This window comes from Rhodococcus sp. UYP9 (genome assembly GCF_040547235.1).
GTDB lineage: Bacteria > Actinomycetota > Actinomycetes > Mycobacteriales > Mycobacteriaceae > Rhodococcoides.
This window is the reverse complement of record NZ_JBEPPH010000006.1, coordinates 37,202-55,309: the sequence shown is the minus strand read 5'-3', so window position 1 is coordinate 55,309 and position 18,108 is coordinate 37,202. Positions and strand designations below refer to the sequence as shown.

The following is an 18,108-nucleotide window of genomic DNA, read 5'->3' as shown; positions in this document are numbered from 1 at the left end:
CCTACTACTCAGTAACTTAGTTACCTGTCTTCTATCGTTCCATCGGTAGGAACGCAGCCACCGGCCACGGTACCGACGCTTACTTCGGCGACGCTCCTACCAGGGGCGCTAGCTGAGTGGCGATCGGATTCAGGTTGAGCTTGTCCGGATCGACCTTCGGCTTCAGATCCCACGGTTGGGGTGTCGCCGGGTCTGCGAAAACTATGCGATTCGAGCTACGCACACCGGTGATACTGCCCTGTGGTGTCGCACAATTCGCTTGCAAGTTCAGGGGATAGTTTTCCTGGGTCAGATCGAAGTTGGGGTTCTTCGCCTTCTCCTCGTCCAGGATCGCCTGCGAACCCTCGTAGCCGATTGTGCAGGGTGGTGGATTGTTCGCTTCCAGCAATAGCCCCTGGTGAACGGTGCCGTCCCCCGGCGTGATCGTGCTCGCGCCCGCTGCCAAGGCAGGCAGGAAGATCAGCAACGGTTTCAGCGCCAGCGTTCGCGGCGCGGCAAGCGAGGTCACCGAATTGATGTTCGTCAGATCCGTCGTCAGAGCCGGACCGGCTTCCGCAATCAACGCGCCCACCTGATCGCTTGCCGCTGTCCCGGTATTGATGAGTCTTCTGATGTCGGGATCGTTGCTTCGCAGCTGGGCTGTCACGTTGTTCAGATCGTTGCTGAATTGCCGAATCGACGAGGACTGTTCGGATTGCGTGTCCAGGACCGTTCGGGTGTCACGAACGAGCGCCAGCGTCTGGGGTAGTGCCTCGTTACCGGTTTCCGTCAGCGTTCCAAGCGAATCGATCAGTACCTGAAGGTCGTCGCCCTTGCCATTGAATGCGGCTCCGAGTTCCCTCACTACGGTCGTCAGATTTTTCGTCGGAATCGAACTCACCAGCCTGTCGGTGCTGGCGAGTACCTTTTCCACCGGGACGGGGGTCGACGTGTTCGCTTCGGTGATGATCGAACCGTCTTCCAGATACGGTCCCTCGTCGCTTGTCGGCTGCAGATCGACATACTGCTCTCCGATCGCAGATCTGTTGGCAACCACGGCCTTCGCCGAAGACGGAATGCTCGGTCCACCATCGTTCAACAGCAACTCCACGTTGATGCCGTCCGAGGTCAGCGACAAAGCGCCGACCGTTCCCACTGGCACACCGCGGTAGGTCACTTCAGCATTCTTGAAGATGCCCCCGGAGTCCGCGAACTGAGCGTTGACGCTGTACTGCCCGAAACCGAGCAGGTTGTCGAGACGAACGTACTTTCCGCCGACGTAAAGAACGCCGAGCACGGCGACGAGGACGAACGCGATGAGCTGAAATTTGACCAGCCTCGACCTCACTGTCCACCTCCGAATTGCTCGATCAGATCATTGAGCGGACCGAACGAGGTCGGTTCCGCATCACGGTTCACAACTGCCGACACAGGCTCGGTGCCTGGTGCCACCGGCACACCGGGCGCCGGTGTAGGGGCAGGAGTGATCGGCGGCAACGGCAGCAACGAGACTGTGGGCCAGCCTGGACGTGGCCCGTTACCGTTGTAGTACGGGTTCGTCGGGTCGACCAGAGGCAAGGTGTCACCGAACTTCGGCGGGATGTAGACCGGATCGCCCTCCCCGACACCAAGATTACGCAGAGTAGTTCCGATCGACAGATCGAGTGAGAGGAACAGATTGGCCGAGTTCCCCTGAGTCACCTCTTCGATACCGTCGGGGAACGGAAGCGTCGGGACCAGAGGCGCCGAGGTGACGATATCGTCGGCCGCGCCCGCGAGCGCCTGCAGCGTCGGCCGAAGCGCACGTAGATCGGCGATGAGATCGTCCTTCGACTGCTCGATGACATCGGTACCGACGGCGCCGAGACGATCGAGCTGAGACAACATCTGGGTGAGCTGCGGACGCTGCTGCTCCAACGTCGCCGTAGCGATCGGCAGGTCCTGCAACACCCTGTCGATTTTCTCCGTTTGACCACTGACCTCGGTCGTCAGAACATCGAGTCCGTCCAACGCTCTGGTGATGTCGTTGCGCTGCTCATCCAACCCGCCGATCAACGTGTTCGCCTGCTCGAGCAAACTCCGGGTCGTCCCTTCTCGACCGGAAAAAGCCGCGTTGAGCTCCTTGACTATCGGGGCTAGCTGACCGACACCACCGCCGTTGAGCAGCAACGACAACGCGCCGAACACCTGCTCGATATTGGTGGTGGCGCGAGTCCGATCCAGCGGAATCGTGTCACCGTCGGACAGCTTCTGCGGATCCGCATCGCCCTCGGGCACCGTGAGCTGAATGAACTTCTCACCGAGGATCGAGGTCTGGTCCACGGCGGCAAAGGCATTGGCAGGCAGATCTACCGAGTTGTTGACGACGACACCCACGTTGGCCGTCCATTCCCCGTCCGCGACCGTGATCGAATCGACGCGACCGACCTCGACGCCGTCTACCTTGACCGTCGATTGCGGAACCAGATCGAGGACGTCCTCGAACTGGATCGTGAGGTGCATCGGGTCACTGCCGGTGTCCGCGCCACCTGGTAGCGGAATCGAGTAGACCCCTTGCGAGCATGCACTAGCCGACACTACGACGATTGCAGCTCCAACGATCGCAACGAGTGGGCGCCTACCCATTTTGGACGTGCTCACTGTCCGCCTCCAAGCGACTGCTCGATTCCGGGCAATGGGGTTCCGCTGCTCAGACGCGGTGAGACCGTTCCCGGCACAGTACCCGGCACCGCATTTCTTTGTTCCTTTTCACCGCTGAGCAATCCGAACGGAAGGATGAGATCCGGATTGTCGAGGACTGGTCCCTGGATCAGCTTGGTGAACTCACCACAACGGTCGATGATCGGCTGAATCTGGGCACCCAGTTGTTCGAATCGCGGGTCGCCCGGCACGAGCTTGCCGAGGTCGATCAGCCTGCATACGGTTCCCAGCGGATCTTGAGTCTCACCCTGCAAGTTCGCACGGGATGCGAGAGTGCCCGACTCTGCGTCGTACGAGTTGACCAGATTACTGATCGCAAGCGGCAGAATCGTCAGCGTTTCGACCAGCGACTCCTTGTGATCCGAAAGCGTCTGTGTCGGCTGCACCAATCCGTTGGCCGCTGTGACGAGCTGTTCACGGTTGTCTGCGACGAACACAGCGACGTCACCGAGGGAGATGGACAGTTGATTCAACGCAGCGCCGAGGTCATCGCGCTCTCCATTGAGGAAGCCGGTCAGGTCTGCGAGCTGATTGTTGAACTCCCGAACCTGCTGATCGTTGGCAGCAAGCGCCGACACGAAAGTCTGCAGGTTCTTCACCGTGTCGAACAAGTCGGCGCGTGAGTCGCTGAGAGTTCGCGACGCCTCGGACAGCTGAGTGATCGTGTCCCCCAAAGCCTCTCCGTTACCGTCGAGGTTGGCTGCACCGGTGTTGACCAGATCGGTGAGAGCACCGTTCTTGTTCGCCCCGTCCGGCCCGAGAGCACTGGAGAGCTCCTCGATACTGGCGTAGAGCTGATCGACCTCGACCGGGGTGGCGGTGCGCTCACGCGGAATCACCGCGCCGTCGGCCATCGTGTCGCCGCCGGTATAAGCGGGGGCGAGCTGAACGTATCGGTCGGACACCAACGATGGCGTGATCTGAGCGGCCTTGGCATCTGCGGGAATGTCGACACCCCGCTGGACGCGCATCTTCACCTCGACCTGGTCACCCTGCGGCACCACGGAGGTCACTTTCCCAACCTCCACCCCCAGCACGCGCACATCGGAACCGGAATAGATTCCGACCGACTTGTCGAAGTATGCGGTGATGTTCGTCGAACCAGCGCGTGTGAGCAGCCACCAGCCGCCGACTGCGACGACCAGGGCGACGATGACGACGCCGATGATGATGACCACACGGCCCCCGCCGGCCTTCTTCACGGATTCTCCGGTGTCACTCATCAGTTGCCCCCCAGGTCTTGCGCAGGCTGACGGTAGCCAGGGATAAGTGGCAGGCCAGGAGGCGTGAGGTTGGCCAACGTGATGTCGAGCCAGCGTCCGTTACCTACGACGTTGGCGTAGAGCCGCACGAAGGGTGCGTAGAGCTCCAGTCCACGGGAGAGCGCGTCGTTGTTCTCGTTGAGAATGTCGATGACTCCGTTCAACTGCTGGAGCATCGGGTTGATCTGCTCTTCGTTGTCACGAACCAGCCCTGTGAGCTGCGTCGAAAGGCGTTGGACGCCGGTCAGAAGCTGCGAGATCGACTGCTGCCGATTGTTGAGCTCGGCCAACAATGGGCCGGCATCGGTGATGAGGCGGTTGAATTCTTCGTTTCGGTCTGCCAGAACCTTCGACGTCTTGCCCGTCGCCTCGAACAGCTTTTTCAGATCCGTGTCACGGCTGGCGATGGTCTCCGACAACCGGCTCACCCCATCCAGCGACGCCCGAACGTCGGCCGGGGTTTCGGAGAACGCTTGCGAGAGCGCCTCGAAGCTCGATGCCAGTTGTGGGGTGTCGATGTCGGTGATGGTCGATGCCGCGTCGGAGAACGCGTCGATGACATCGTACGGGGACGTGGTGCGCTCCAACGGGATCGGGTCCTTGGGTTTGAGCACCGCGTCGCCGCGGGGATCGATGGCAAGGTACTTCTGACCCAGCACGGTCTTGATCTGGATGGATGCGGACGAGTTGTTGCCGACCCATGCGTCCTGGACTCGGAAATCGACGACGACACGGTCACCCGCGAGTTCCACGGAGTCGACCTTGCCTACCTTGACCCCGGCGATGCGAACTTCGTTGCCGGGCTTCAGGCCTGCAGCTTCGGAAAACTCGGCACTGAACGTCGAGCCGGCCCCGAGAATGGGAAGCTTATCGAGAAAGAAGACCGAAATTGTCGCAAGCAGCACGATCGAAATGCCGAGCGCACCTAGTACCAGCGGGCTGCGCTTTGTCATCCTTGGATCCCCCCAGCTTTGCAACGCGAAGCCGAGTTCGTGTACAGCGGCTGATTCACGGTCGGAAGTCCTGTCGGCAAATTCAGATTGGGTGACGAACCCGGCCCGGCCTTGATGTCGAGACCGCACAGGTAGAAGGTGAACCACGATCCCTGCTGTGCGGTACGAACCAATTTGTCGAGCTTCTTCGGCAACGTCTGGATTACCTTCGTCAGGTCATCCTCTCGGTTGTTCAACGTCGTCGCCAACGTGTTCAGTGCAGCGATCGAACCCTGAATCGCCGGACGTGTCGGCTCGAGCAGACCAGCCGTCGCATCGGTCAGGCCGGCGAGCGAGGTGACGGCCGAGCCGACGACCTCACGATCGGCGGAGAGTCCCGACACCAGTTGCTGGGTATTGACGATCAACGAGTCGAGTTCCTTGTCATGCTGATTGACCGTTTGCAGCACCGTATTGAGATTGGTGATGACGGCGCCGATCACCTGGTCCTTGTCTGCAACGGTGTTCGTGAGGCTCGCGGTGCTGCGTACCAACTCCGAGATCGTCCCCGACTCACCCTGGAACACTTGGATGATCTGGTACGACAGCTTGTTCACGTCGTCGGCGTTGAGTGTGGTGAACAACGGACGAAAACCGTCGAACAGCGTCGTCAGATTCACAGCGGGCTTCGTCTGCTCGAGTGGAATTGTCTCACCCGGGTTGATCTTGCGGCCTTGTTCACCGGCACCCTGCTCGAGCGCTATGTAGCGCTGGCCTACCAGGTTCCGGTACCGCAGATTCGCAGTGACGGTGGCCGGCAGCCAGTCTCGACCCGTAACCGAGAACTCGACTTCGGCCTCGCGCTCGTTGACGATCTTTATGTCTTTGACGTCACCGACGCGGACGCCTGCGATGCGGACCTCGTCGCCCTTGTTCAGCGACGCCACATCGCTGAACACAGCGCTGTAGGTCTCGCCACCGCCGCCACTGATGTTGGCAATCGAGAATGCGAGCGTCGCGGTGGCCAAGATCGTCACCACGGCGAACGCGATCAACTTGACGAGTGGAGCAAGAAGTCCCCTCATTTGATGGTCACCTCCGCTCCTCTCAGTGCCGGCGCGCCCAAAGTCGTCGTCCACGAGGGAATCTCGTCCGGGGTCACTCCCCCTGCCTGGCCGTAGATCACGGCCAGGGTGTCGCGCTCGTAATCGGAACCCTCGTAGCTTGCCGGAGCAGCGTCACCGGTTGTCGCCGCCCGGGGAACTGCCGAGTACTGCGGGACCGGTAGCTCCGGAACATCTTGCGGGCCTGGGTTTCTGGATGGAACCTGGTAGGAGCCGTCGTTCGCCGAACCACCGGGATACTGGGGAAAGAACTCGCCTGCAGCAGTGTCCGCCGGGGTGTAGCAGCGCGGTCCGCGATCGTCGAACAATCGCGGCTCATCCTGATTGGGCAAATACCGCCCCTTGGGGTTGACGAAGGATGCCGAAACGTTGATACCTCGATACTCGTCACCGACGCCGACGACCTCTTGCGCGCGCGCCACAATGGGGGCGAACTGTGCAAATGTGCATCCGAACGACGGCGAATACTGTGCCAGCAACTCCAGCGCCTCCCGCGAATCGGCAGCGATAGCGATCAGATTCGACGAGTTGGCCTGGAGGAAATCGGCTGTACTCGAACTGGTCGCCGTCAATGAGGAAATCAACGTATCCACCGCAGGACGCTGTTCTACCAACGTGTTTCCGGTGACACTGAGATTGTCCAGAGCATCGATCAGCTGCGGAGCCGCATCGGAATACGTCTCGGAGAAGTCGGCAAGGCCACGCAGACCCTGCTGAATATTCGGGAGTTCGGTGTTCAAGCCCTTGAAGATATTGTCCAACCGGTCGATCGTGAAGCCGAGCTGTTCTCCGCGCCCGCTCAGCCCCTGCGCGAGCGCACCGAGCGTACTCGCCAGGTCCTGCGGCGGAATCGCTTCGAGCAACGGCAGCAGATTGTCGAGCAATTGCCCGACCTCGATCGCATTGCCGCTGGTGTCCTGCTTCAACACAGTGCCATTGGTAATCGGCGACGCCGTATCACCCGGTGGGACTATCAGCGATACGTACCGCTCACCGAACAACGTCTTCGGAAGCAGCCGAGCCGTGGTGTTCGACGGGATCAACTCCGCCTTGTCCGGATCGATTGCCAGATGTGCGGTGACGACCCCGTCTTGGGTAGACGCCGAGCGCACCTCACCGACGATGAGGCCACGGACCTTGACGTCTGCGTTGGACGGCAAGGCGTTGCCGACCGAATCGGTCACGAGATCGATGCTCACGACCTTCTTGAAGGTCTTGTTGTACGAGGTGATCGACCACCCGACGAACAGGATGAGAATCAAGAAGAATGCAAGCCCGAGCAGTAGTCGCCTCAATCGCGATGGCGAGTCGATCATCCGGCAACCCTCACTGTGGTGGTGGTACCCCAGATAGCGAGACTGAGGAAGAAGTCCAGAACAGCAATCGTCACGATGGCAGTTCGAACGGCGCGTCCCACGGCGACACCCACGCCTGCCGGACCGCCCGAAGCATGGAATCCGTAGTAGCAATGGATCATGATCAACACGAAGGCGAAGATCAACACCTTCAGGAACGAATACAGAACGTCTTCCGGCGGTAGGAAGAGGTTGAAGTAGTGGTCGTACGATCCGCCGGACTGGCCGTTGAAGATCGTGCTGATCCCACGTGAAGCGATATACGACGCGAGCAGACCCACGATGTACAAGGGAATGACGGCGACGAAACCGGCAATCATGCGGGTCGTGACCAAGAACGGCACGCTGGGAACTGCCATGACCTCCAGCGCGTCGATCTCTTCCGAGATGCGCATCGCCCCGAGTTGCGCAGTGAAGCCGGCTCCGACCGTCGCGGACAGCGCGAGACCGGCGACGATAGGAGCGATTTCGCGGGTATTGACGTATGCGGACAAGAAGCCGGTGAGGACGGAACTGCCGAGCTGCTCCAGCGCAGCATAACCCTGTAGTCCGACTACGACGCCTGTTGCGCCGGACAGCATCACGATGACACCGATGGTGCCGCCGATGACGGCGAGTGCACCGCTACCGAAGGTGACCTCTGCAAGAAGACGCAGAACTTCCTTCTTGTAATGAATCAGAGTCCGAGGTATCCACCCGATGGCACGGGCATAGAAGGACATTTGCTCGCCGGCTTTGTCGAGCACGTTCAGCGGTGCACTCGCAACGCGTTTGACGCGCATGAGGGTACGGTCGCCCCGACCTTTGGAGATGGTCATTGCGGGTCAGCTTCCCTTCGCCGGAACAACCTGGAGGTAAACCAGGGTGAGAATGAGGTTGGCGAAGAACAACAACAGGAAGGTGATGACCACCGTCTGATTCACTGCCTCACCCACGCCCTTCGGACCCGGGTTCGGGTTGAGGCCCTTGTAGGAGGCGATGATTCCGGCGATGAGGCCGAAGATGGCCGCCTTCAATTCCGCAACGTAGAGATCCGGAAGCTGGGCGAGCGCCGAGAACGACGAGAGATAGGCGCCCGGAGTGCCACCTTGGAGAACGACATTGAAGAAGTAACCACCGGTGATGCCGACGACCGATACGAGGCCGTTGAGCAGCAACGCGATAAGGATCATCGCGAGGACTCGAGGAACCACCAGTCGATGCACCGGATCGATACCCAACACGCGCATTGCGTCGATCTCTTCGCGGATCGTCCGGGAACCGAGGTCAGCGGTCACTGCAGAACCGGCAGCGCCGGCAATGAGCAGTGCAGTCACGATCGGACTTCCCTGCTGAATGACGGCGAGAACACTTGCGGCACCGGTGAAGGACTCTGCACCGAGCTGCTTGATCAACGATCCGGTCTGCAGTGAGACGACGGCGCCGAACGGAATGGCAACCAGAGCAGTCGGCAAAATCGTGACGCTGGCGATGAACCAGGCCTGCTCGATGAACTCACGAAATTGAAAAGGCCTTCTGAATGTGTTCCGTGCGACCTCTACGAGCAGTTCGACAATATTTCCGGCTTGCGCAATTCCGGCTTTCGCCGGAGCGAAAACGGATTTTTTGGAACTGCCCATAACCCTTACTGTCCCCGCCCCTGCGATGGGCCGTGGCCCGGATCGTTGTGCCCCGCCTCGTAACCGGAATTGTCGTACCCGGAATTGTCCTGACCCGGGTTGCTGTAACCAGCGTTGCCGTAACCAGCGTTGCCGTAAGCAGCGTTGTCGTAAGCAGCGTTGTCGTAAGCAGCGTTGTCGTAACCCTGGTTGCTGTAAGCAGCATTGTCGTTGACCTGGCCCTGACCGGCTTCGGCGTATGTGCCCTCTTCGTACGAGCCCGCGCCACTGTAGGCCGGAATGTGATCACCCGGGTCGGTGGTGTCGAGGCTTTCCTGAATGGCGACCTGCGCGCTGTGCGGGAGCGTGTGCATGATCTGTCGTACTCGTTCCTGCCGACGCCCCACCGCCTTGCGCACCGGTGTGCCTGGGGTGGCCTTCATCTGCGGGACAATGCCTTCGACGTCCTCGACACCGCCGGCATGGTGGCCGGCATCGACCATCGCCTGCTCCTGCGCCATCTGCGCTTCGTCCTTCTCCTCCGACATTCCGATCGGTCCGATCATCGTGCCGTTCAAGAACTGCTTCACCACCGGCTCGTCGGAGGTCAACAGCACCTCGCGGGGACCGAACATCACCAGCTGACGACGGAAGAGCATCCCGATGTTGTCCGGGACCGTCCGCGCCAGGTTGATGTTGTGCGAGACGATCAGAATGGTGGCATCGATCTCGGCGTTGATATCGATCAAAGTCTGCGAGATGTAGGTCGTGCGCACTGGGTCCAAACCGGAGTCCGGCTCGTCGACGAGGATGATTTCCGGGTCGAGTACCAGGGCACGGGCCAGGCCGGCGCGCTTACGCATACCGCCGGAAATCTCACCTGGAAGCTTCTCCTCCGCGCCGATCAGACCCGTCAGCTCCAGCTTCTCCATGACGATCTTGCGGACGTCCGACTCGGACTTCTTCGTGTGCTCACGAAGCGGGAACGCGACATTGTCGTAAAGATTCATCGAGCCGAACAGTGCGCCGTCCTGGAACAGCACCCCGAACAACTTGCGGATCTCGTAGAGCTCCCGTGAGGAGCACTGCAAGATGTCCGTCCCGTCGATGAAGATCTTGCCGTGCTCAGGACGGAGCAAACCGATCAACGACTTCAAGAACACCGACTTACCCGTCCCCGACGGCCCCAGCAGCGCACTGACTTCACCCGACGGCAACGTCAAAGAGACGTCCTGCCAAATCTTCTGTACACCGAAAGACTTGGTCAATCCCTCGACCGAAACCTCGACTCCCACGCTGACCTCCACAGTTCGTTGACATCGACCCTCATGTGGGTTGCGTCACTCTATCGCATGTAAGTGTCCGCACCGACAATGGAGCCTACTGCCGAGTAACAACATCCTCGAACCCGGACCCGGATCCTGTAGTCAGTGTGACCCATCACAGGGCGGCACGCGGGCAACTCGCCGAATTTTCGCCCGGCTCCGAGTGGAGGCGCTGCGAACGTGCGCCGGTCTGTCGTCGAACACTGTTTTCTGCGGGTCGAAAAGACCATCCGGTCACCATTCGGCGCGCAAAGCAGAAGGCACGCTCCAAAAGAATTCACTCAAAGAGCACAAAAAGGGCCATTCCCGTTATGGGAATGGCCCTTTCGTTGTAACAGAACAGACCGTGAAGACGGCCCATCAAGAATTACTTGATGGAGATCTTCGCGCCTGCTGCTTCGAGCTTCTCCTTGGCTGCCTCGGCAGCATCCTTGGCAACCTTCTCCAGGATGGCCTTCGGAGCGCTCTCGACGAGATCCTTGGCTTCCTTCAGGCCCAGGCCGGAAACGACCTCACGGACGACCTTGATGACCTGAATCTTCTTGTCGCCAGCCGACTCGAGCACGACGTCGAACTCGTCCTGCTCTTCTGCAGCCTCGGCCGGAGCGCCGGCTGCGCCTGCAGCGGCAACTGCGACGGGAGCGGCTGCGGTGACCTCGAAGGTCTCCTCGAATGCCTTTACGAACTCACTGAGCTCGAGGAGGGTGAGCTCCTTGAACTGGCCGAGCAATTCTTCGGTGCTGAGCTTCGCCATGGTGGCGGGTCCTTCCTGATAAGTACTCCAGTCGCTGATCCGCGACGAAAGTGTTTCGGGTTGAGCTGTTCGCTGGTGCGCGGATCAGCTTTCGGCGGGAGCTTCCGCCGGGGCTTCTGCTTCTACAGGAGCCTCGGCAGCTGCGGGTTCTCCTGCTGCCTTCTTCTCCTGCAATGCGAACGCCAAGCGGGCGAACTGCGATGCGGGAGCGTTGAACAGGCCTGCAGCCTTCGACAAGTTGCCCTTCATGGCACCTGCGAGCTTTGCCAACAGGATTTCGCGCGACTCGAGGTCGGCGATCTTGTTGATCTCGTCCACGGACAGCGTTGCGCCGTCCATGTAGCCGCCCTTGATGACCAAGGCCTTGTTGTCCTTAGCGAAGGCCTTGATGGCCTTCGCAGCGTCGACCGGCTCGCCCTTGATGAATGCAATGGCGGTCGGTCCGACGAACAATTGGTCGAGCCCGGTGATACCGGCCTCGGCAGCTGCACGCTTGACCAGGGTGTTCTTGGCGACGGAGTACGTGGCACCATCGCCAAGTGCACGTCGGAGCTGCGTCAGACCGGAAACCGACAAACCGCGGTATTCCGTGACGACAGCAGCCGTCGATCCCTTGAACTGTTCGGTGATCTCCGATACTGCTGAGATCTTTTCGGGCTTTGCCATACTTCGCCTCCTCTCGTTGAGGTTTTGTCGATCGCGAGAGGGCCGGAAAACGACGAACGCCCCGGCGCAAGAAGCACACGGGGCGTAGACATACACACGGCTCGGAGGCCGTACAGCAGGTCCCTGACCTCGTTCTCCTGCGTGGGTCGTCCGAACATGCTCGGACCTTCAACCGCATACCTCTCAGGACGTTCCGAAATCAGAACAAGCCCTCGAGAAAGGCGGTGACCAACGGTCTTGGGTAGAACTTGATTTGGGCGGATCATCCTGCGGTCACTCGAAAGTCACCGTGATCAGAACCGTCGCCCAGGTTACCTCAGCCAGGGCGTCAACTCCAAAACGAGCGGTGACCGGCAGGCCTGGTTTCGAAAAGAGTTGCACGCAGAGCATGGTCGGCGCCCTGTGACCACGCACCAACTACTCGCCGAACACACTGTCAGTTGGGACAATATTGCCCTGTTGTAAGACAAACGGCGTCGATGACTGTTCAATCAGAACATGACGGCAGCACAACTACGTCCACTGCTTCGACCCGGGCGCGCTCCCGGGTCGGGAAGCGAGCGCGACCCCAGTGGGGGTACCGCAGCTCAGCGGTGGCGTGCACTGATCGACGAGCACCCGCTCCACCCGAAGATCGCCATCTCGAAGAACGTACGAATACCGATGAGCGACGGCGCTGTGCTGCGTGCCTACGTCTTTCGCCCTGCCGATGCATCGGGACGTGCTGTGCAGGCCGAATTTCCTACCGTCCTCAACATCACGCCCTACAACAAACTGCTCATCAAGGGGATCGACTCGGTCCTCGACACTCCGGTGCTCGGTCCTCTGATCAGAAAGTTCTCTGCATCATTCGATTTGAAGGGCACCCCGTTCGATGGCATCACCGAGATAACCAGGGTCGTTGCGGGTGGAGCCGCCGACTTGATGTCGGTCAATCGCCATCTGGTGCGTAGTGGATACGTGCAGATCATCGTCGACGTTCGCGGAACCGGGTCATCGACGGGAACATGGGATGTTCTCGGTACCCGTGAGCAACTCGATTCACTCGAGATCATCGAATGGGCACGGGCCCAGGGATGGTGCAACGGTCGAATCGGAATGGCCGGGATTTCGTATTCCGCGATCAACGCGCTCCAGTCTGCTTCCAAACGCCCCGCCGGACTAGAGGCAGTTTTCGCCGTGGAAGGGTCGGTGGACATAGTTCGGGAAATCTTCGCGACCGGTGGTGCGCCGTCACTGTTCATTCCGTTGTGGCTCACCGCAGTCAATGCGCTCAAGTGGGCACCGTCCCTCGGCGATCTCGAGTTCTCGGAGTGGCTACGGGACCGATTGCGCTCGCCCGCAACCGATCTCCTGGACTTGGCAAGAGGTTTCGTCACAGGCGGTGATCCGCGAATCTACGACGTCGACTACTACGACACGATCAACGCGACGATCGAGGAGATCACTGCCCCGACATTTCTTTACGGCTGCTGGCACGACATCTTCGGCGGATCGGCGCCCGATATCTACAACCGACTCGCACTACCCCGCGGAGACAAACAGCTTCTCGTCGGCGACGGCTACCACGGGAACCCGGGTATCGGATTCGGCGAACCCGGGTTTCCACCACGACTCGATGTGCTCGAGCGCGCTTGGTTCGACAAGTGGCTTCGCGACGAGGACAACGGAATCGAGAACTACGGACCCGTCACCCTTCGCCAACAAGGCGGACAATGGACCGCGCACGGCAGGTTCCCCGCACCGCAGGCGCAACCCACGCGCCTGTATCTCTCGGCTGCGACGTCGGGGACGGCGCCACATGCGGTGGACGATGGAAGCCTCGGGAGCTCACCTGACGGGACGTGCGGTGAATTCACGGTGCGGCCGTCGTTGTGGTCGATCATCTCGCGCGACACCACTCAGGTTCTCGCCGGTATCCCCGCCGTTCTCGGTGGTGGATTCACCTATGACAACAGAACCGCAGAGCGTGGAGCACTGACCTTCACCACGCCCGTCGCCCACTCCGACACCGTACTGTCGGGTCCGATCAATCTGCACCTCCGAGTGGTGTGTCATGCCCCGGAAGCGCTCTGGGCGATCATGCTGTGCGACGTCGATCCGCACGGGCGATCCACCGTCCTGACCAACGGCGCACTGTTGACTACACGTCGCGCGGTGGACGACGAAATGTCCCTCTACGCACCCAACGGTGACTACACCCGTCCACATCACCCGCTCACGGCAGCCACACTCCTACCTGTTCCCATCGGACGACCGTTGACTCTCGATATCGATCTACTGACCACCGAAGCGATGATCGCAGCGGGCCATCGTCTTCGGGTCGACGTCTTCCCCACCGACGCACCACGATTCATGCCGATTCTCCCGGATCTGCTCCGCACGCGGGGGCGAAGACAAGACTTGATCCTCGACCCCGAGCACCCGAGCTTCCTCGTGGTTCCACTACTCGGCGAGCCTGGCTGGTAAGGAGAACCATGCACTCCACGACGGGTTTCGCGCCCTCCAATTCGATCGAGATCGCCTACGAGGACATGGGCAATCCGAACGACCCAGTGGTGCTGATGATCATGGGCCTGAGCGCCCAGATGACGTTGTGGCCGCGCGAGTTCTGCGAACGGATTGTCCAGCAAGGCTTTCGAGTCATCCGATTCGACAATCGTGACATCGGCCTGTCCACCAAGATGGACGGCCACCGTATCGAAGGTTCGATGCTGCTGCGGTTGTTGCGTACCGAACTCGGAGCATCCAGCAGAGTTCCGTACACCTTGAAGGACATGGCACTCGATGCGCTCGGACTGCTCGACTACCTCGAGATCCCACGGGTGCACGTCATCGGTGCTTCGATGGGCGGAATGATCGCGCAGGTGTTCTCCGGCCTGTATCCGGACCGAGTATCGAGCACCGCAATCATCTTCTCCAGTACCAACGAGGCCTTCCTGCCGCCACCTGATCCACGAGCGTTGCTCCCACTCATGAAGGGCCCAGGACCGGATGCAACGCGCGAGCAGATCATCGCGCACTCGGCCAATACCCGACGGGTCATCGGCAGCCCTGCCTACCCCACACCGCTCACCGAGCTACTCGTGACAGCCGGTGAGATGTACGACCGCAACTACTACCCCGCGGGTGCACTCCGCCACATGGCTGCAGTGACCGGAACCGGCAGTCTGCGGCGGATTGCCGCATCGATCACTTCCCCTGCCGTCGTGATCCATGGACGCGCCGACCGGCTGATGCGGCCGGCAGGCGGAAGGGCCGTCGCGCGTGCGATCGAAGGATCGAAATTGCATCTGATCGAGGGCATGGGGCACGACCTTCCAAAGCCGCTGTGGGACGAAATTCTCGGCGAGCTATCAACCAACTTCGCGAAGGCCGCAACTATCTGACGCAAAAAGGCCGGCCCCATCGAGGGGGCCGGCCTTTTTCTTGTCGTTGCGGTGTGACTACCCGGTCACATCGTTCTCGAGAAGGTTACGCGTGCGGGTCGGGTCGACCTGAATGCCCGGGCCCGTCGTGGTCGATACGGTGATCTTCTTGATGTAGCGGCCCTTGGCGGAAGACGGCTTTGCACGCAGGATCTCGTCCAGTGCAGCGCCGTAGTTCTCCACCAACTTGGTCTGATCGAACGACGCCTTGCCGATGACGAAGTGCAGGTTGGCCTGCTTGTCGACACGGAAGTTGATCTTGCCGCCCTTGATGTCGTTGACGGCCTTGGTCACATCATTGGTGACTGTGCCCGTCTTCGGGTTCGGCATCAGGCCACGCGGTCCGAGGACGCGGGCGATGCGGCCGACCTTGGCCATCTGGTCAGGGGTAGCGATCGCTGCGTCGAAGTCCAGGAATCCGCCCTGAATGCGCTCGATCAGATCCTCGGCGCCGACAACGTCGGCTCCTGCTGCCTGCGCCTCGATAGCCTTCTCGCCAGCGGCAAAAACAATAACCCGAGCGGTCTTGCCGGTGCCGTGGGGAAGGTTGACGGTGCCGCGCACCATCTGATCGGCCTTGCGAGGGTCGACACCGAGACGAACAGCAACCTCGACGGTCGGATCGAACTTGGTCGACGCCGTGTCCTTGGCCAACTGTGCTGCTTCGAGCGGCGAGTACAGGTTGTCAGCGTCGATCTTCGCTGCCTGCTCGAGGTACGCCTTACTTCGCTTTGCCATGTTTACTGTCCAATCGTTGGTTCAGAAGTGGTTGACGGGCCTGGCCGGCCCTACCACGTCGTACGGTGGTCAACTCCGGGTAGGAGCTGACGAGGAGGTCATCCCTCTACGGTGATACCCATCGAGCGAGCAGTGCCTGCGATGATCTTCGCGGCCTGATCGATGTCGTTGGCGTTCAAGTCTTCTGCCTTGGTCTTGGCGATCTCGCGCACCTGATCCATGGTCACCTTGGCGACCTTGGTCTTGTGCGGCTCGCCCGAACCCTTGGCTACGCCTGCTGCTTTGAGGAGCAGTTTGGCTGCCGGAGGAGTCTTGAGCTTGAAGTCGAACGTGCGGTCTTCGTAGACCGAGATCTCGACCGGCACGACGTTTCCGCGCTGCGACTCCGTCGCTGCGTTGTACGCCTTGCAGAACTCCATGATGTTGACGCCGTGCTGACCCAGCGCGGGACCGACGGGAGGGGCCGGGTTGGCCATTCCTGCCTGGATCTGGAGCTTGATAATCCCGGCTAGCTTCTTCTTCTTCTTCGGGGGCATTTCTTTTTCCTTGTATTCGCTCGGGTTTCTTGCGGTTGCTACTGCAAGTTGTGAGGAGGCCGGCTAGATCTTGGCGACCTGGGTGAAGCCGAGTTCGACCGGAGTCTCTCGACCGAAGATCGACACCAGAACCTTGAGCTTCTGCTGCTCGGCATTGACCTCGCTGATGCTGGCCGGAAGGGTCGCGAACGGGCCGTCCATCACGGTGACCGACTCGCCGACCTCGAAGTCGACCTCGATTGTCGGCTTCGAAGAGGACTCGCCCTGATCGCCGGACGTCTTCGAGTCCTTGGCGTCCTTCTTCGAGCCTTCCTGCGGCATCAGGAACTTGACGACCTCGTTGATGGTCAACGGGGAAGGGCGCGAGGTCGCGCCGACGAACCCGGTTACACCGGGGGTGTTTCGCACCGCGCCCCAGGACTCGTCGTTCAGTTCCATGCGGACCAAGATGTAACCCGGCAGAACCTTACGGTTGACCTGCTTGCGCTGGCCGTTCTTGATCTCGGTGACCTCTTCGATCGGAACCTCGACCTGGAAGATGTAGTCGCCGACGTCAAGGTTCTGAACTCGGGTTTCGAGGTTGGCCTTGACCTTGTTCTCGTACCCTGCGTACGAGTGGATGACGTACCAGTCGCCGGGGGCGCGCCGCAGCGCAGCCTTCATCTCCGCAACTGGATCCTCGGGTTCTGCAGAGATATCGGCATCGACGGCTGAATCGACGTCGTCACCTTCGGCTGGAACCTCTTCTGAGACCTCTTCACCGGCGGCTGCCGCGACGTCGGCCTTGATGGCTTCGTCGGTCTCGCGGTCCTGAGCGGCCTGCTCCGCTTCGAGGCCCTGCTTGGTCGCCTCGACATCGGCGTCGAATGCGGCCACTTCGGTGGCGTCGTTGTGCGGCGTGCTCACAGCAGCACCCTTTCTTTCGTTTCGTGCGTGTCGGCGGTCGTCGACCTGGTCGTCGCAGTGTTGGTCGTGAAGTTTCAGCCGAACAGCCAGCCGATACCCTTGATGAACGCCAGATCCGAGCCGCTGATGAACGCAACCATGAACACCACGAACGCGAGCACTACCGAGGTGTAGGTGACCATCTGCTTGCGGTTCGGCCAGATGACCTTTCGCAACTCGGCGATGACCTCACGGAGAAACTTACGCAAGCGCTTGAAGATATTCATGCGCTTCGGCTGACGAGTTCTGTCAGCACGAGTGGAAATCTTGGCTGTCGCCGACTTGGTGACGGAGACCTTGCCGGAGGATGCTCCATCGGCAGACTCTGCATCCGACGCCATGCGCGTCCGACGAGTTGTTCGCTTGCCGGTCGGCCGGACCCCTGCTGTCGAATCGGCTGCACCCTCGGTGGCAGCTCGGTCGGCGGTGCGGGCCGCGGCGTCGTCGGGCGTCGACGAGTCCTCGGACTGGTCGTCGCGCTTTCCGCGCTCCTCGCTCACCGTCGTTCCTCTCAGTAGCTGACACCATTGCAGCTCCCGCCGACGGCGGGAGACGAGCAACATGGGCAGGGGCGACAGGACTTGAACCTGCAACCTACGGTTTTGGAGACCGTTGCTCTACCAATTGAGCTACGCCCCTTCGGTACCACCCGCACGCGGGTGGAACCGTCCTGGAATTACACAACACCGCATCACACAACATACGCGCTGACCCTGGACTTTCGAAATGATAGCCATGGCAGCGCGCAGCGCTGAGTAACCCCAGA

General features: G+C 60.6%; 17 protein-coding genes and 1 tRNA gene. 2 read left to right on the top strand and 16 right to left on the bottom strand.

All coding sequences use genetic code 11. From position 1 onward, the window contains the following. Positions 1–79: 79 nt before the first annotated feature. The 11 genes from ABIB36_RS17120 to rplJ all read right to left on the bottom strand — a co-directional run bounded on the left by ABIB36_RS17120 (position 80) and on the right by rplJ (position 11,695). A complete protein-coding gene (locus ABIB36_RS17120) occupies positions 80–1,327 on the bottom strand; it encodes an MCE family protein (protein WP_084346129.1) in 1,248 nt (415 codons plus the stop codon). Next, complete coding sequence (locus tag ABIB36_RS17115; RefSeq protein WP_354561579.1) at positions 1,324–2,604, bottom strand: MCE family protein; 1,281 nt, start codon at positions 2,602–2,604, stop codon at positions 1,324–1,326. The genes ABIB36_RS17120 and ABIB36_RS17115 overlap by 4 nt, the downstream gene beginning before the upstream one ends. Before the next feature lie 11 nt (positions 2,605–2,615). Next, positions 2,616–3,902 carry an MCE family protein gene (locus ABIB36_RS17110; RefSeq protein WP_084346130.1) on the bottom strand — a complete coding sequence of 429 codons (1,287 nt, stop codon included), beginning with the start codon at positions 3,900–3,902 and terminating at the stop codon, positions 2,616–2,618. After that, complete coding sequence (locus tag ABIB36_RS17105; RefSeq protein ID WP_084346131.1) at positions 3,902–4,894, bottom strand: MCE family protein; 993 nt, start codon at positions 4,892–4,894, stop codon at positions 3,902–3,904. Before ABIB36_RS17105 ends, ABIB36_RS17110 begins: the two co-directional genes overlap by 1 nt. Next, complete coding sequence (locus ABIB36_RS17100; protein ID WP_084346132.1) at positions 4,891–5,958, bottom strand: MCE family protein; 1,068 nt, start codon at positions 5,956–5,958, stop codon at positions 4,891–4,893. The genes ABIB36_RS17105 and ABIB36_RS17100 overlap by 4 nt, the downstream gene beginning before the upstream one ends. Next, a complete protein-coding gene (locus tag ABIB36_RS17095) occupies positions 5,955–7,313 on the bottom strand; it encodes an MCE family protein (protein ID WP_084346133.1) in 1,359 nt (452 codons plus the stop codon). The genes ABIB36_RS17100 and ABIB36_RS17095 overlap by 4 nt, the downstream gene beginning before the upstream one ends. Continuing rightward, positions 7,310–8,170, bottom strand: coding sequence for an MlaE family ABC transporter permease (locus ABIB36_RS17090; RefSeq protein WP_084346134.1), 861 nt, complete (start codon positions 8,168–8,170; stop codon positions 7,310–7,312). The genes ABIB36_RS17095 and ABIB36_RS17090 overlap by 4 nt, the downstream gene beginning before the upstream one ends. A gap of 6 nt (positions 8,171–8,176) precedes the next feature. After that, positions 8,177–8,971 (bottom strand): MlaE family ABC transporter permease, encoded by a 795-nt coding sequence (locus tag ABIB36_RS17085; protein ID WP_084346135.1) that lies wholly within the window; start codon positions 8,969–8,971, stop codon positions 8,177–8,179. 5 nt (positions 8,972–8,976) lie between these two features. Further along, on the bottom strand, positions 8,977–10,245 hold the full coding sequence (locus ABIB36_RS17080; RefSeq protein ID WP_354561291.1) for an ABC transporter ATP-binding protein: 1,269 nt from the start codon (positions 10,243–10,245) through the stop codon (positions 8,977–8,979). A gap of 397 nt (positions 10,246–10,642) precedes the next feature. Beyond that, positions 10,643–11,029, bottom strand: a complete 387-nt coding sequence (gene rplL, locus ABIB36_RS17075; protein ID WP_084346137.1) for a 50S ribosomal protein L7/L12 — start codon at positions 11,027–11,029, stop codon at positions 10,643–10,645. A gap of 84 nt (positions 11,030–11,113) precedes the next feature. After that, on the bottom strand, positions 11,114–11,695 hold the full coding sequence (gene rplJ, locus ABIB36_RS17070; protein ID WP_084346138.1) for a 50S ribosomal protein L10: 582 nt from the start codon (positions 11,693–11,695) through the stop codon (positions 11,114–11,116). Positions 11,696–12,193: 498 nt separating this feature from the next. On the opposite strand from rplJ, the gene ABIB36_RS17065 reads away from it, so the two are divergent. Both ABIB36_RS17065 and ABIB36_RS17060 read left to right on the top strand, forming a co-directional pair. Continuing rightward, positions 12,194–14,164: a CocE/NonD family hydrolase gene (locus ABIB36_RS17065; protein ID WP_084346139.1), complete on the top strand. Its 1,971-nt coding sequence runs from the start codon at positions 12,194–12,196 to the stop codon at positions 14,162–14,164. 8 nt (positions 14,165–14,172) lie between these two features. Continuing rightward, complete coding sequence (locus ABIB36_RS17060) at positions 14,173–15,084, top strand: alpha/beta fold hydrolase (protein ID WP_084346140.1); 912 nt, start codon at positions 14,173–14,175, stop codon at positions 15,082–15,084. Between the two features lie 57 nt (positions 15,085–15,141). Here the strand turns inward: ABIB36_RS17060 and rplA are convergent, their stop codons facing one another. The 5 genes from rplA to ABIB36_RS17035 form a co-directional block, all read right to left on the bottom strand. Continuing rightward, positions 15,142–15,861 (bottom strand): 50S ribosomal protein L1, encoded by a 720-nt coding sequence (gene rplA, locus ABIB36_RS17055; RefSeq protein WP_084346141.1) that lies wholly within the window; start codon positions 15,859–15,861, stop codon positions 15,142–15,144. A gap of 98 nt (positions 15,862–15,959) precedes the next feature. Continuing rightward, on the bottom strand, positions 15,960–16,397 hold the full coding sequence (gene rplK, locus ABIB36_RS17050; RefSeq protein ID WP_084346142.1) for a 50S ribosomal protein L11: 438 nt from the start codon (positions 16,395–16,397) through the stop codon (positions 15,960–15,962). A 63-nt stretch (positions 16,398–16,460) separates the two neighbouring features. Beyond that, positions 16,461–17,303, bottom strand: coding sequence for a transcription termination/antitermination protein NusG (nusG, locus tag ABIB36_RS17045; RefSeq protein ID WP_084346143.1), 843 nt, complete (start codon positions 17,301–17,303; stop codon positions 16,461–16,463). 74 nt (positions 17,304–17,377) lie between these two features. Then, entirely contained in the window at positions 17,378–17,842 is a 465-nt protein-coding gene (secE, locus tag ABIB36_RS17040; protein ID WP_354561284.1) for a preprotein translocase subunit SecE, read from the bottom strand. A gap of 66 nt (positions 17,843–17,908) precedes the next feature. After that, a tRNA-Trp gene (locus ABIB36_RS17035) sits at positions 17,909–17,981 on the bottom strand. Between the last annotated feature and the right edge of the window lie 127 nt (positions 17,982–18,108).